This is a genomic window from Polynucleobacter sp. P1-05-14 (genome assembly GCF_018881675.1).
In the GTDB taxonomy this organism is placed as follows: domain Bacteria; phylum Pseudomonadota; class Gammaproteobacteria; order Burkholderiales; family Burkholderiaceae; genus Polynucleobacter.
In genome coordinates this window covers 261,589-276,888 of sequence record NZ_JACVPV010000001.1, presented here as the reverse complement: position 1 = coordinate 276,888, position 15,300 = coordinate 261,589, and the positions used below count along the sequence as shown (strand labels likewise).

Annotated in this window: 14 protein-coding genes; 2 read left to right on the top strand and 12 right to left on the bottom strand. The window is 46.0% G+C overall.

What is annotated here, in order from left to right; all coding sequences use genetic code 11:
- Nucleotides 1–7: 7 nt before the first annotated feature.
- The 10 genes from hemL to ICN37_RS01425 all read right to left on the bottom strand — a co-directional run bounded on the left by hemL (nucleotide 8) and on the right by ICN37_RS01425 (nucleotide 10,670).
- Entirely contained in the window at nucleotides 8–1,309 is a 1,302-nt protein-coding gene (gene hemL / locus ICN37_RS01470; protein WP_216154486.1) for a glutamate-1-semialdehyde 2,1-aminomutase, read from the bottom strand.
- Nucleotides 1,310–1,322: 13 nt separating this feature from the next.
- On the bottom strand, nucleotides 1,323–1,493 hold the full coding sequence (locus ICN37_RS01465; protein WP_011902084.1) for a rubredoxin: 171 nt from the start codon (nucleotides 1,491–1,493) through the stop codon (nucleotides 1,323–1,325).
- 81 nt (nucleotides 1,494–1,574) lie between these two features.
- On the bottom strand, nucleotides 1,575–3,011 hold the full coding sequence (locus ICN37_RS01460) for a class I SAM-dependent RNA methyltransferase (RefSeq protein WP_216154402.1): 1,437 nt from the start codon (nucleotides 3,009–3,011) through the stop codon (nucleotides 1,575–1,577).
- Between the two features lie 69 nt (nucleotides 3,012–3,080).
- Complete coding sequence (locus tag ICN37_RS01455; RefSeq protein WP_215321423.1) at nucleotides 3,081–3,506, bottom strand: CopD family protein; 426 nt, start codon at nucleotides 3,504–3,506, stop codon at nucleotides 3,081–3,083.
- 29 nt (nucleotides 3,507–3,535) lie between these two features.
- Nucleotides 3,536–4,813 (bottom strand): glutamate-5-semialdehyde dehydrogenase, encoded by a 1,278-nt coding sequence (locus ICN37_RS01450; RefSeq protein WP_216154401.1) that lies wholly within the window; start codon nucleotides 4,811–4,813, stop codon nucleotides 3,536–3,538.
- 18 nt (nucleotides 4,814–4,831) lie between these two features.
- The gene (holA, locus tag ICN37_RS01445; protein ID WP_216154400.1) at nucleotides 4,832–5,893 is read right to left on the bottom strand and encodes a DNA polymerase III subunit delta; all 1,062 of its coding nucleotides are present in this window, start codon (nucleotides 5,891–5,893) and stop codon (nucleotides 4,832–4,834) included.
- A 14-nt stretch (nucleotides 5,894–5,907) separates the two neighbouring features.
- A complete protein-coding gene (lptE, locus tag ICN37_RS01440) occupies nucleotides 5,908–6,435 on the bottom strand; it encodes an LPS assembly lipoprotein LptE (RefSeq protein ID WP_216154399.1) in 528 nt (175 codons plus the stop codon).
- A 14-nt stretch (nucleotides 6,436–6,449) separates the two neighbouring features.
- Nucleotides 6,450–9,122 carry a leucine--tRNA ligase gene (gene leuS / locus ICN37_RS01435; protein ID WP_216154398.1) on the bottom strand — a complete coding sequence of 891 codons (2,673 nt, stop codon included), beginning with the start codon at nucleotides 9,120–9,122 and terminating at the stop codon, nucleotides 6,450–6,452.
- 42 nt (nucleotides 9,123–9,164) lie between these two features.
- Entirely contained in the window at nucleotides 9,165–9,965 is an 801-nt protein-coding gene (dapB, locus tag ICN37_RS01430; protein ID WP_216154485.1) for a 4-hydroxy-tetrahydrodipicolinate reductase, read from the bottom strand.
- Between the two features lie 69 nt (nucleotides 9,966–10,034).
- On the bottom strand, nucleotides 10,035–10,670 hold the full coding sequence (locus ICN37_RS01425; RefSeq protein WP_251368499.1) for an outer membrane protein assembly factor BamE: 636 nt from the start codon (nucleotides 10,668–10,670) through the stop codon (nucleotides 10,035–10,037).
- A 130-nt stretch (nucleotides 10,671–10,800) separates the two neighbouring features.
- On the opposite strand from ICN37_RS01425, the gene fur reads away from it, so the two are divergent.
- Nucleotides 10,801–11,253: a ferric iron uptake transcriptional regulator gene (gene fur / locus ICN37_RS01420; RefSeq protein WP_072583439.1), complete on the top strand. Its 453-nt coding sequence runs from the start codon at nucleotides 10,801–10,803 to the stop codon at nucleotides 11,251–11,253.
- Between the two features lie 146 nt (nucleotides 11,254–11,399).
- Here the strand turns inward: fur and gap are convergent, their stop codons facing one another.
- Entirely contained in the window at nucleotides 11,400–12,428 is a 1,029-nt protein-coding gene (gap, locus tag ICN37_RS01415; RefSeq protein ID WP_216154397.1) for a type I glyceraldehyde-3-phosphate dehydrogenase, read from the bottom strand.
- A gap of 42 nt (nucleotides 12,429–12,470) precedes the next feature.
- The gene (gene tkt, locus ICN37_RS01410; RefSeq protein WP_215321416.1) at nucleotides 12,471–14,462 is read right to left on the bottom strand and encodes a transketolase; all 1,992 of its coding nucleotides are present in this window, start codon (nucleotides 14,460–14,462) and stop codon (nucleotides 12,471–12,473) included.
- 43 nt (nucleotides 14,463–14,505) lie between these two features.
- On the opposite strand from tkt, the gene ICN37_RS01405 reads away from it, so the two are divergent.
- A complete protein-coding gene (locus tag ICN37_RS01405) occupies nucleotides 14,506–15,267 on the top strand; it encodes a 16S rRNA (uracil(1498)-N(3))-methyltransferase (protein WP_216154396.1) in 762 nt (253 codons plus the stop codon).
- Nucleotides 15,268–15,300: the final 33 nt, after the last annotated feature.

Genomic DNA, 15,300 nt, shown 5'->3' with positions numbered 1-15,300 from the left:
AACTTTTTTAAAGTTTTTTAAATGATTTCTCGGCAGCAGCAATGATGGCATCGACCACAGCATTGTCATGTGCAATGGATGTGAAGCCAGCCTCATAAGCTGAAGGCGCTAGATAAACACCTTCATCTAACATCAGATGAAAGAATTTCTTAAACGCTTCAATATTGGTTTTCGTAACCGCTTCAAAAGTAGTTGGCACTTGAGCGGCAAAGTAAAAGCCAAACATACCGCCAACGCTGTCCACAGCAAAAGGAATATTGGCCTTATCTGCAGCCTGTTTTAAGCCCGCCATCAACTTTTCTGTTTGGCCAGTCAAGCATTCATAGAAACCTTCGCGAGAAATAATCTCTAAAGTTTTTAGGCCTGCAGCAACTGCTACTGGGTTGCCAGATAAAGTGCCCGCCTGATAAACATTACCCAAAGGGGCAAGCTTGTTCATAATCTCTTTCTTGCCGCCAAACGCCGCCATAGGCATGCCGCCGCCCATGACCTTACCAAGGCAAGTTAGATCAGGGGTTATGCCCTGCAAGGACTGAGCGCCACCTAAGGCGACTCTAAAACCAGTCATCACTTCGTCATAGATTAAAACGCTGCCATGCTTACTCGTCAAACTTCGAATAGCCGATAAAAATTCTTTTGAAGGCTGAATCAGATTCATATTTCCAGCAATAGGCTCAATGATGACGGCAGCAATTTGATCGCCTTGTTTTTTGAACACTTCTTCAATCGCAGCAATATCGTTATATGGCAGCACTAAAGTGTGCTTCACCAAATCCTGCGGAACGCCACCAGAAGAAGGCGCATTTTGGGTAGAGTCGGCAAAGGTAAGTAAGCCTGAGCCTGCTTTGACTAAGAGACTATCGGCATGGCCGTGATAGCAACCCTCAAACTTAATAATTAAGTCACGGCCAGTGTAACCGCGAGCCAGACGCAAAGCACTCATCGTCGCTTCAGTTCCGCTAGAAACCATCCGTACTTGTTCAACGCTCGACATAAGCGCGCAGATACGCTCAGCTAATTCAATCTCGCCTTCAGTCGGAGCGCCATAACTAAAGCTGGTCTCAGCGGCTTTCTGAACTGCAGAAACAACTTCGGGATTAGCATGGCCAGCAATCATCGGACCCCAAGACATAATTAAGTCGATATAGCGCTGACCGTTGGCATCCCAAAAATAAGGGCCCTGGGCTTTAGTAACAAAACGGGGAGTTCCGCCCACTTGACGAAATGCTCGCACTGGAGAGTTGACACCCCCAGGAATTGTCTTTTGTGCACGCTCAAATAAAACTTCGTTTTGATCTACTTTTAGCATCATTACTTCCGAATTAAATTGCCATCATTTCAAAATCTTCTTTGCGTGCACCGCACTCTGGGCAAGTCCAATTCATAGGAACATCTTTCCAGAGAGTTCCCGGTGCAATACCTTCCTCAGGCAAACCAGCAGCTTCGTCATAAACCCAGCCACAAATCAAACACATATACGTTTTAAATTCCATTGCTTTAATCTCCGAATATTTTTAGCTACTTGAATTTAACTGCACCAAGCTTGCTCTTTTATTTTAAGGTTTTTGCTTGCTTTAAGTTGGTCTCTTAGCGTGCATCTCAAACTTAAATAAACGACACTCTAATGGACCATTAAACAAAGGTGTGCGTTTGGATTCTTTAATACGCAGTTGGCCTGGAAGCGCCATATCTGCAGTCAATACAAAGATATTCCACCCACCAAAATCCTCTTTGAGGTGCTGTCCAAACTGACGTAAAAACTCGACAAACTTAGGATCCTGCTCTTCCTGGGCTTGAAGCTTTTTCAGGGATTCACGACTTGAACGTTTAGCACTTTGACGGCCAGTCTCTAGGTTCAATTCAAAACGATTATCAGGTTCATCATCGTAATTAGCATCTTCAGGAGAAGCGCGATCCTGACCACGTCCGCCTTTAATGACCAGACGCTCGCCATAAGGAGGGTTTAATAACATCACACCCTCACTCAGATTGCCAGGTGCTTTGGCAGCCAAGGCATCCACCTGACGTACCACCGGCTGATCGGGTAATTGGGCTCTTTGCCAATTGCCTTTGAACATTGATACTAATTTCTCGTTGATATCGCCACCGGATATTTTCAGCGCATCGACATTTGAATATTGCTTACGCTTTTCCAGCATCAAAGCAAGCGCCGCCTCTTTCAAATCTACCCAGCGCTTTTGCTCAGCAGCTTCATGAAACGGCTTGAGTCTTTGAAACCCAAAGCCATGGGCAGATGTCACCAAAGGGCGGTAAGCCAATCGACTTGGTTTGGCATCATCGCCATACATGCCTGCACGAATAGCGCCAGGAGGAACAGCCAATGCAATCTGCGCAGCCTCAATCAAAAAGGTGCCACTACCGCACATAGGATCAAATAAGGTTTGGCCTGGTTTCCAAGAGGTTATCGACAAAATACCGGCTGCTAAATTTTCCTTCAGGGGTGCATCACCCTTTTCGTCGCGCCAGCCCCGCTTAAACAATGCTTCGCCTGAAGTGTCCAAATAAATCGTAACTTGGGTTGCTGTCAAATGCGCCTGCACTCGCACGTCCGGAAACGCAGTATCGATACTAGGACGATCGCCAGTCACGTCACGTAAACGATCCACGATGGCATCTTTAATTTTGAGCGTTGCAAAATTTAAACTCTTTAATGGGGAGCGATGTGCCGTCACATCCACTCGTAAAGTTTGCTTTGAACTAAACCATTCCTCCCACGCCAAGCCGCTCGCTAATTTATATAAGTCCTCTTCTTGCCGATAAGGTGCTTGAGCCATTTGCAATAACACCCGACTCGCTATACGAGAATGCAAGTTCAGCGCCATTGCAGCAGAGATCGGAGCAGCAAGACCAACACCACCGGTAGGACTTGTAGGCGTAGGATCAATTACCCATGCTCCTAATGCCTTACATTCTGGGCGTCCAGCAATCTCGGCTAGCTCCTGGGCAAGCGGCACTTCCAAACCGCCTGGACAAACAACAAAAAATCTCATGGGGCTAACAGTCTTTAAATAGGGGGATTAAAAAATTAAACGGTATTGAGTAGTATTGAAAAGCTGGTCTTAAGGCTTAAACAACACCAAGGCAACAATAATGACCAACAAGATCACTGGGACTTCATTAAACCAACGAAACCAAACGCCAGATCGTTTATTGACTCCCGCACGAAACTTTTTGAGCAAACTTAAACAGGCATGGTGATACCCAATAACTAAAATCACAAAGAACAATTTGGCATGCATCCAGATATCGCCTGCACCAATGCCAAAGTAAAGCCATAGTGTCAAACCTAGTATTACGGCTGGCACAGCCAAGATAGTCATAAAGCGGAAGAGGCGATCTGCCATACCCAATAAACGGGCACAAGCATCAGAGTTTTTCTCTTCAGCCAAGTTCACAAAAATTCTAGGAAGGTAAAACAAACCGGCGAACCAAGAGGTGATGAAGACGATGTGAAAGGTTTTTACCCAGAGGTAGGCGTTGCTCATATATTTTTTGCTCTGTTTATCTTTTTACTTTAGGTCCGGATCTCGCCATGGCCCATAACCACATACTTCAATGAGGTCAAGCCATCTAACCCAACTGGGCCACGGGCATGCAGCTTGTCATTGGAGATACCGATTTCAGCCCCTAAGCCATATTCAAAGCCATCTGCAAAGCGAGTGCTGGCATTAACCATCACGCTAGCACTATCCACTTCACGCAAGAAGCGATCGGCCTGGGCTTTGTTATTAGTAATAATGGCATCAGTATGTTTGCTGCCATATTGCTCAATATGATTCATGGCTTCATCGATATTAGCCACTGTCTTAATCGACAAGATAGGGGCCAAGTACTCAGTTTGCCAATCTTCTTCTTTGGCATCGACCAGATTCTGAAAACCATTTGCTTCAAGTGTTTTGCGTGTCAAATCATCAACCCGCAACTCCACACCTTTATCTTGATAAATCTTGCAAAGCGTTGGCAAGACTTTCTGTGCAATATCTTGATTGACTAACAAGGTCTCCATTGCATTGCAAGGGGCGTAGCGTTGAGTCTTAGCGTTATCACAGACCTTTACTGCCATAGCGACATCAGCATCTGCATCAATATAGGTATGACAAATACCATCCAAGTGCTTAATCATCGGTACTCGCGCTTCAGCCATAAGACGGGCAATCAAACTCTTACCGCCACGAGGCACGATCACATCAATATATTGGGTCATGGTAATCATCTCGCCGACTGCGCTACGATCGGTAGTAGTCACCACTTGCACTGCGTCTTTAGGCAAGCCAGCAGAAGCCAGACCTTCTTGAATAATCTGAGCCAATAAAGTATTTGAATCAATTGCTTCGGAACCACCCCGTAAAATCACGGCATTGCCAGACTTTAAGCATAAGGCAGCAGCATCAATAGTGACGTTTGGGCGAGACTCATAAATGATGCCAATAACACCCAGAGGTACGCGCATCTGACCCAACTCAATGCCAGAAGCCTGCTTTTGCAAAGCAGAAATTTTGCCAATCGGATCATCCAAAGAAACAATTTGCTCTAAACCTAAAGCCATGGTTTCGATCGTTTTAGGAGTCATGGTTAGGCGATCAATAAAAGCAGGATCTTGCCCATTGCCTTTTGCGCGCTCTACATCCACTTGATTAATCTTCTGAATTTCAGTGGCTTGCTGACGAACCACTTTAGCAATATGCAATAAAGCCTGGTTCTTTTGCTCACTTGATGCACGTGCCATTGCCCGCGATGCGACGCGGGCTCGCATTCCAATGTCTTGCATCATTTCTTGAATGGATGAAATCATTTCTTAATCTCTTATTTCTTAACGAAGTAAATTTCCAACTAAACGCAAACCATCCCATGGGTCGGCAGGCAATTCAGCAGCATGCAAACCTTTTACTTGGCGATCTAGTCCTGCAGCAACCTGCATTGCTCTGCGCAACTTCAGAGGCTGAACTCTTCTCAAGGCTGCTGGGTATAAACGTTCTTTATTTCCCCAAATCCGGTTTGCGCGCATCAGATTCTGTACAGACTCACCAGCATCACTTGCTGCCTTGAGTTTAGATAGTATCCGAAGCTCCTCAGTTACGCTCCATAGAATCAATACCAGTGGCTCACCCTCGCCCTTTAAACCGTCTAGCATGCGATTTAACCTAGCCAGATCTCCAGCAAGCATGGCCTCAGTTAATTCAAAGACGTTGTAACGCGCTACCTTCAGAATAGAAGAACGAATTTGCTCTTCGCTCAACTTACCAGTGGGATAGAGCAAGCCTAATTTCAGAATCTCTTGATGGGCAGCAATTAAATTACCCTCTACTTGATCAGCGATAAATTCAAGAGCGCGTTGACCTTCAGGGCCAGCCTCTACCTCTTGATCTTGGCGCTTTAATCGCCCCGAAATCCACTGTGGCAAGTGACTACGATCCAAAGAGTCAATCTGAATCGCCATACCAGCATCATCTAGAGCACTAAACCACGCAGAAGTCTTAGTCTTGCCATCTAAACGAGGCAACACAATACAGACAACCGTATCCGGTCCGTCTGACTCAACAGCTTGAGAAGCAATTTGAGTGGCAAATTGTTTTAAAGCGTCAGCCCCATCGCGACCAGGTTTACCGGTCGGTATTCGTAACTCCACCCAACGTTTGTCGCCAAACAATGACATGGTTTGACCGGCATTTAACAAAGAGCTCCAATCAAAGCCACGCTCTTGCAATAAGACTTCGCGCTCAGTGAAGTTTTGTTTCTTGGCGGCAGATCGCAGTTGATCCATCGCCTCCATCATCAACAGAGGCTCATCACCACTAAATACATAGAGTGGCAACATTGCACCACCAGAACTCAAAGACTTGAGGTGCACTTGTAAGGCATCAACTTTAACCATGCCCTAATTCATCTCTAGAAAGATTTTGCTTGCGGCGCTCTTGCAGCAGCAGATACACGACGTAGAATCTGAGTCGCCAAATCTTTGCGCATCAGAGTTAAGAACTGCTGAATTTGAACGTCAGTTGCCAACACTGTTGACACACTAAAGTCTATATCCCTGGTCATGTAGATCTCAGATTCTGGGACGATTTCAGCACCAGCCAAATCATATGCCCTAAATCCAACACGAATATTCAGGCGATAGGCTGATACTTGACCATTGGAGTTATAAGCCAAGATCTCACGACCATTGATGTCGTTATTAATATCCAAAATGAGATCTGCATCTTTAGGATTAATCGCAACTTTTGCATCCGTTCCTGTCAAGATTGCTGTCTGCAAATCCGCTCTCAGTGGCGGGGATGGATTGCCCGTAATTGCAATAACCTTGAAAGGCAAGTCCACCATACCGCGCAAGCGATAGCCGCAAGCGATCAACCCCATTACCGGGGCTGTAGCAATGAAGCCTAGCATTGCGCGACGCAGGGAATTTACGCTCATCTCTTTTTTTCTATTCAAGCAACAATATTGACCAAACGTCCGGGCACCACAATCACCTTCTTTGGCGCATCACCATTTAATGCTTTTTGTGCAGGCTCACTTTGTAAAGCCAAGGCTTCAACTTGCTCCTTGGTTGCGTCAGCGGGTATCTTAATATCACCGCGTAACTTACCGTTAATTTGGAGCATCAAAGTCAGTTCAGTCTGCACCAATGCAGCCTCATCTACAGAAGGCCATGGAGCATCAAGCAGTGGTCCAAAAGTCTTGGTGTAGCCAAGGTCTTTCCACAACATATGGGTCATGTGTGGAACTACTGGATAGAGAACGCGCAACAAGATACTCAGGCATTCACGCAAGACCGGCGCGCTAATCGCGGCATTCTGGTCGAGCTTGATCGGCTCAAGTGTATTGAGCATTTTCATCGCGGCAGAGACAACCGTGTTGTACTGGCGACGCTGATAATCAAAATTTGCTTGCTTCAAAATCGTATGGACTTCACGACGCAATTCTTTTTCAGCATCGTTCAAGCCACTAGGCAAGACATCTGAGGCATCGCGCAAAGCACTAGCGTGACCACTGGAATACAGCCACACCCGACGCAAGAAACGAGAGGCGCCATCTACACCAGCGCCAGACCACTCTAACTGTTGCTCAGGAGGAGCAGCAAACATTACAAATAGACGCGCAGTATCAGCACCATGTTGATCAATCAAAGCCTGGGGATCAACACCATTATTCTTGCTCTTAGACATCTTCTCAACACCGCCAATGATGACTGGTGTATTTGAAGCGTCACCTATCAACTTGGCGCCTTGCGGACGACCCTTCTCATCAAGATCTAATTCCACATCCAAGGGATTAAGCCAAGTCTTTTTACCCGAAGCATCTTCAGAATAGTAAGTCTCATTAAGAACCATGCCTTGGGTGAGTAAATTCTGGAATGGCTCATCAAAGGTAATGAGATGAAGGTCTCGCATGACCTTAGTCCAGAAACGCGCATAGAGTAAATGCAAAATCGCATGCTCAATGCCGCCAATGTACTGATCCATCGGCATCCAATATTCATTGCGCTCATCGACCATAGTCTTAGCATTAGGTCCGGTATAGCGCATGAAATACCAAGAGGAATCCACAAAGGTATCCATGGTGTCAGTTTCTCGGCGCGCAGGTTTGCCACACTTCGGACACTTCACATTCAAGAAGTCAGCACGCTTATTGAGTGGATTACCGCTACCATCTGGTACGCAATCTTCCGGCAACACGACCGGTAGGTCTGCCTCAGGTACAGGTACGGCGCCACAACCTGGATTACTCTCATCGCCACAATGAATAATCGGAATCGGTGTACCCCAATAGCGCTGACGAGAAATTCCCCAATCGCGCAAGCGATAGGTGGTTTTGATTTCACCAATACCAAGCTTTTCTAATTCTTTCGCAACAGCACTCACCGCTTCTTCATGGGATAAGCCATCAAACTGAGCACTGTTAAAACAAACTACACCCTCTTTTTGGGCATACCAATCTTCCCAGCGAGTGGTATTAAACATGGGAGATTCGCCTTTAAGCGCAATCACTTGTTTAATTGGCAAGTCATACTTAAGTGCAAAAGCAAAATCGCGCTCGTCGTGCGCAGGCACACCCATCACGGCGCCATCACCATAAGACATTAATACGTAATTACCAACCCAGACAGGTACTGGCTCGTGCGTCAAAGGATGTGTGACATACAGGCCGGTGAACATTCCTTCTTTTTCTTGAGTAGCTAGATCAGCCTCGATCACGCTACCAGTTTTGCATTTCTCAATAAATGCTGCGAGCTCGGGATTGTTAGCGGCTGCCTTGGCAGCCAATGGATGCTCAGCCGCTACCGCGCAGAACGTAACACCCATGATGGTGTCTGCACGGGTAGTGAACACGTACAAGAGGCCGTATTGAATAAAGTTACCATGATCATCAGCAATGTCATGCTTAAAAGCAAAACGCACGCCACGACTTTTGCCGATCCAGTTTTGCTGCATAGTCTTGACGCGCTCTGGCCAGCCCAAGTCATCTAAACCAGAAAGTAATGGTTCTGCATACGCTGTGATATTGAAGTAATAACCAGGGATCTCGCGCTTCTCTACTAAAGCGCCAGAGCGCCAACCACGACCATCAATCACCTGCTCGTTCGCCAAAACTGTTTGATCAATTGGATCCCAATTCACCACTTGCGTTTTGCGATACGCGATACCTTTTTCGAGCATCTTTAAAAAGAGCCACTGGTTCCAACGATAGTAGTCAGGGCTACAGGTAGCCACTTCACGTGACCAATCAATCGCTAAACCCATCACAGCCATTTGCTTTTTCATATAAGCAATGTTGTCGTAGGTCCATTTAGCGGGAGGAACTTTATTTTGAATCGCCGCATTTTCTGCAGGCATACCAAAGGCATCCCAACCCATAGGCATAAGAACGTTATAGCCTTGCATGCGTAGCTGGCGGGCCATTACATCGTTAATGGTGTAGTTGCGCACGTGCCCCATGTGGAGTTTGCCAGATGGGTAAGGCAGCATTGAGCAGGCATAGTACTTTGGCTTCTGCTTACCCTGCGCATCTACTGCGTTCTCTGCTACTTGATAGACTTGCGCACTTTCCCAATCAGCTTGCGCTGCCGCCTCAATACTGCGGTAGTCATAATCCTTACTCATTCTTAGGCAACTCTTTTCTTCTATTTTTAATTAATTGACTAATTACTTGCGTAAGCCAAGAACATCTTGCATATCGAATAAACCGGCACTTTGGTTTTGCAAGAAACGACCCGCACGCAATGAACCTTGCGCATAGGACTGACGGCTTGAAGATTTATGACTGATTTCAATACGTTCACCATCACCTGCAAATAAGACAGTATGGTCGCCAACAATATCGCCACCACGAATCGTTGCAAAACCAATTGAACCTTCTTTACGTTCACCGGTATGACCTTCGCGGGCATACACAGCAACATCATCAAGCTTTTCACCTAAAGCATTCGCAATCACCTCACCCATCTTGAGTGCGGTACCAGAAGGGGCATCGACCTTATGCTTGTGATGCGCTTCAATAATCTCAATGTCATAACCTTGATTGAGCATCTTTGCCGCGATCTCCAGCAACTTAAAAGTGGCATTCACACCCACGCTCATGTTTGGAGCAAAAACAATCGCCAGCTTTGCAGATGCTTTTTTCAAGCTAGCAATTTGATCGGTAGTTAGGCCTGTTGTACCGATAATCATTTTGGTACCCGTCTTTTCAGCAACAGCCAAATGGGCCATAGTGCCTTCTGGCCTGGTGAAGTCGATTAAGAATTGTGCATGAGCCAAAACCTGAGCAACATCAGAAGAAATCACTACACCCGTCTTTTTGCCCAAGAAGGCGCCAGCGTCTTCACCCAGCTGTGGGCAAGCATTATGCTCAAGCGCACCCACCAGCTCTGCATCAGCTGTATTGAGGACAGTCTCAATCAACATCTTGCCCATACGGCCTGTTGCCCCAGCAATTGCAATCTTCATCATTTTTCTTCGCTTCTGATTAAAAGTTGCTGAAGCAACTTGCTTCAGCATCAACACATAAGTAATTTTTTACTTGGCTTCACTGGCCTGCGGAACATTGAGAGCACCAGGACCCAATGGCTCAGGCTGAGCATTTGGATCCTTTTTAGAAAAACTAAAAAAGTCCCAGAATGAACTGCTAGTACTAGCTGGTGGTATGGCCGCACCCGCTGCCAAATTATCCGTTTTACTTGGCACCATGAGTTCGGGTTGCTGCAATGGTGGCGTGACTGGTGGCTTATTGGTGCCTGTGATGACCTCCCAGAACGAGCGTTTGGTTTTAGCGTAGTTATCGATCTCGGCAACCATCTCAACTTCCGTTGGCAAAGCATCACCATCAAACTTCACTACTTTATCGCCATCAAAGAACACTGTGACATGACGATCTTTGCCCATAACCTGTCCAGCGCGCTTAAATTCAAAAATATAATCCCAGCGATTTGCGTGGAAGTAACTAGCTAACAATGGTGTACCCATAATTTGACGCACCTGTTCGCGTGTCATCCCTAGTTGCAATTTGGAATACTGCTCACTAGAGACGAAGTTACCTTGCACAACATCAGGAACATAGGGTCTAAAAACCTTATTCATCCATGCGCGTTGAGTTTCATCAACAGCAGAAGTGCACCCAACAACCCCCATCAATCCCAGCAGAGCCAAAGACACTAGCCCCAATCGAGCGGGGGAATAAACACCCTTCAAAAACGGGTTCAAAAAACGGATAAAAAGTTCAAGGCAATTTTGCATGGCTGGCCGTATCATTAAGACATTGATTTTAGCTCCCAATGCCATAAATATGACCCAAAACCCTAGCCCTGAAGATTTACGCGATATTGGCCTAAAAGCTACCGGCCCAAGGATGAAAATCCTCGATTTTTTTCATCAAAACGGGGGAACCCACTTTAGCGCCGAAGATGTCTTTATGGCCTTAGCCAAAGAAGACAAAGAGATCGGTCTGGCAACGGTTTACCGGGTACTCACCCAATTTGAGCGGGCCGGCCTTCTATTGCGTAGTCATTTTGAATCTAGCAAAGGGGATAGCAGGGCAATCTATGAATTGAATGAGGGTCAGCACCACGACCACCTGGTTTGCATTGATTGTGGCCATGTAGAGGAATTTGTAGACGAAGCTATTGAAAAAAGGCAACGTGATATTGCCAAAAACCTTGGTTTTAAGCTCCAAGAGCATTCTTTAGCCATGTATGGCCACTGCTTAAAGAAGAATTGCCGCAATAAACAAGCTAAATAAGACAGCCAAAGTAAGCCGTTATTAGCACTGTAGAAGCAAATAAGACCTCAAATTGAGGTCTTTTTTACACAATTAAGCCGAAAAATAGGATTTAAACGTTTTTTAACAACTTTTAGACGCTCTTAGCTACTCTTATCTATTTTTTCTTACTTTACAGCCATTAATGCTTCAGCGGCATTGAGCATCTGCACTGAATAACCCCATTCGTTGTCATACCAAGCCAATACCTTCACCAGCTTGCCATCCGCAGAAACGCGAGTTTGGGAGGCGTCATAAATACTTGGGCGTGGATCATGGTTAAAGTCGATGGATACCAAGGGCAATGTATTAAAGCCCAAAATGCCTTTGAGCTCACTTTCGCTAGCAGTCTTCAGAATGGCATTCACTTCGTCAACGCTGGTGGCGCGACTAGCAGCAAAAGTGAGGTCAACAACAGAAACATTAATGACAGGTACACGCATTGCGAAGCCATCAAAGCGACCTGCCAATGCCGGCAAAACCAAACCAACTGCCTTAGCAGCACCCGTCTTCGTTGGGATCATGCTGGTAACGGCTGAACGCGCACGACGCATATCCTTGTGATACACATCTGTTAACACTTGGTCATTAGTAAATGCATGAATCGTAGTCATCAAACCAGACTCGATACCAATCTTTTCTAAGAGCGGCTTTACCAATGGGGCTAAACAGTTGGTTGTGCAGCTAGCATTAGAGACAACAACATCGCTTGGCTTCAATACATTTTGATTTACGCCGTAGACAATAGTTGCGTCTACATCTTTTTCACCAGGAGCAGAAATCAGCACCTTCTTCGCACCCTGCTCAATATGAATCATGGCTTTTTCTTTGGAAGTGAACTTACCAGTACATTCCAAAACTAAATCAACGCCCAACTCACCCCATGGGGTTTCTGCAGGATTACGTGTGCAGAACATTTTGATGCGATCGCCATTGACCACCATGCAATCGCCATCAACGGATACATCTGCTGGGAAACGGCCATGAGCAGAGTCATACTTTGTAAGATGGGCGTTAATAGCAATATCACCCATCGCATTAATTGCGACGATCTTGATATCACGACGTGGCTTACCATTTACTTGATCTTCATATAAAGCACGCAATACCATACGACCAATGCGTCCATAACCATTAATTGCGATACGAATTGTCATTTATTTCCCCTTACTAATATTGAATTTATTCCGCACTTTGATTTATTTCTTTGCGATGCATTGTTTAACTGTTTTCGCAATCTGGTCAGCCGTTAATCCAAAATATTCATACAGCACTGGCGCAGGCGCAGACTCACCAAAGGTATCTACGCCATGAACTGCTGCGCAACCATACTTCCACCAGAAATCACTCACGCCCGCTTCAACTGCAATGCGCGGAATATTTTCAGGCAATACTTTTGCTTTGTAGGCAGCATCTTGTTGATCAAAGACAGTGGTTGATGGAATTGAAACCACTCGAATACCTAAACCTTCTTTTTCTAACTGTTGCGCAGTTTGTAATGCAAGCGCAATTTCAGAACCAGTTGCAATAATGACCGCATCAATCTTGCCGGAGGGATCACGCAAAACGTAACCACCACGTGCGATTTCTTTAATTTGTGCAGAAGTACGAGATACAAATGGACAATTCTGACGACTAAAGATCAAGGCGCTAGGGCCGTTTTTACGCTCAATGGCTGAGCCCCAGGCTACAGCGCTCTCTGTGGTGTCACATGGACGCCAAACCATCAGGTTCGGTATGAGACGCAAGCTGGCTACATGCTCTACAGACTGATGGGTTGGGCCATCCTCACCCAAACCGATTGAGTCGTGGGTAAAGACAAAAATACTGCGCAACTTCATCAAAGCAGCCATACGCAAAGCGTTACGACTGTAATCGGAGAAGGTTAAGAATGTGCCGCCAAATGGGATGTAACCACCATGCAAGGCAATGCCGTTCATGATGGCGCTCATACCAAATTCACGAACGCCATAATTGATGTGATTACCCCATTGATCAGCGCGCACAGGTTTGCATGAAGACCAATTAGTGAGGTTGGATCCTGTTAAGTCGGCAGAGCCGCCCATAAATTCTGGCAAAGCAGGTGCTAATGCTTCAATCGCATTCTGACTTGCTTTGCGAGTCGCAATGGTTTCTGCTTTAGTTTGGCAAGTTTTTAAGTATGCATTTAATGTGGATACAAAATCTTTAGATAAATCACCTGCCATACGACGTTGCAATTCAGCAGCAAGTTCTGGAAATTTGTTTTTGTATTTCTGAAATTCTTTATTCCACTCATGTTCGGCAGCTTGACCACGCTTTTTAAAATCCCATGCCGCATAAATATCTTTCGGAATTTCAAATGGGGCGTATGGCCAATTCAATGCAACACGAGTTTCAGCAATTTCTGCCGCCCCCAATGGGGAGCCATGTACCTTGTCGCTACCCGCCATATTCGGTGAGCCTTGACCTATCGCAGTCTTGCAGCAGATCAGGGTTGGCTTATCGCTCTTTTTGGCCTCAGCAATCGCGGCAGATACAGCCTCTGCATCGTGGCCATCAACGGCCCGAATCACATTCCAACCGTAAGCCTCAAAACGCTTAGGGGTATCTTCGTTAAACCAAGAAACCACTTTGCCATCAATCGAGATGCCGTTGTCATCCCATAATGCAATTAACTTATTCAACTTCAGTGTGCCGGCCAAAGAACACACTTCGTGACTAATACCTTCCATCAAACAACCATCACCTAAAAATACGTAGGTGTAGTGATCAACGATGTTAAGGCCAGGACGATTAAATTCTTCTGCTAATAATTTTTCAGCAAGTGCCATTCCTACTGCATTAGAAATTCCCTGTCCCAATGGACCCGTAGTTGTTTCTACGCCGGGAGTAATTCCATACTCAGGATGTCCTGGAGTTTTGCTGTGCAATTGACGAAAATTTTTCAACTCTTCAATCGGCAAGTCGTAACCAGAAAGATGCAAGAGTGAATACAACAACATAGATCCATGACCATTGGATAAAACAAAGCGATCACGATCAATCCAAAGTGGATCTGTTGGGTTATGTTTTAAATGTTCATTCCAAAGACCGACAGCAATATCTGCCATACCCATTGGCATACCAGGGTGACCTGAATTTGCCTGCTGCACAGCATCCATGGATAAGGCGCGAATGGCGTTGGCCATACGAATTTGAAGATTTGACATCGTAAAAGTGGTCTCTGGAAAATTAATTGGCTATATTTCAGTAATGCCTCAATTTTATCTTCCCGGACCATGGGAATCCCAAAAGCCGACCGCCCTCACCCCAGAGGTTGCCCACCATTTGCGCGTTAGGCGTGTCCAAGCCGGGGAATTCTTCCCTGTATTTGATGGAAAAGGCCAGGTAGCCAAAGGAGAACTACTCTCTTTGAGTGGAAAAACGGGTCAGGTTCAACTGACGGATATCCATACCGACACCCATCGTGAGACCCCATATGCCATTACCCTGGCTCAAGGACTGGCTGGCGGGGACAAAATGGACTGGATTGTTGAGAAAGCGGTAGAAACGGGCGCCCAAAATATTGCCCCCATGCAATGTGAACGCTCCATCCTCAAGTTAACCCGCTCCAGCGACCTTGAGCGCGCCCAAAAAAGACTTGCCCACTGGGAGGGCATCATTCAAGCAGCTTGCGAGCAATGCGATCGCACCGTCCTTGCCAGCCTGGAGCCCATTCAAACTTTTGAAAGTTATTTACAAGCGACTCCAAAACTCGCACTCAAACTACTACTCAGTCCTGATGCGACGAAAAGCCTATATTCGGTGTTAATTGAAAATGCTCCCCAAGATATCGTCTTAATGATCGGCCCCGAGGGTGGTCATTCCCCTGAAGAAGAGGCTCAAGCGCAAGCAGCAGGCTATCAATTGGTTTCACTGGGGGAGCGGGTACTCAGAACGGAAACAGCGGGCGTAGTGGCTATTACAGCCGTACACAGCGTATGGAATCCTGAAATGCAAAATCGCCTCAAGTAGAGGCGATTTATAAGGCTTACAAGACTTTAACGA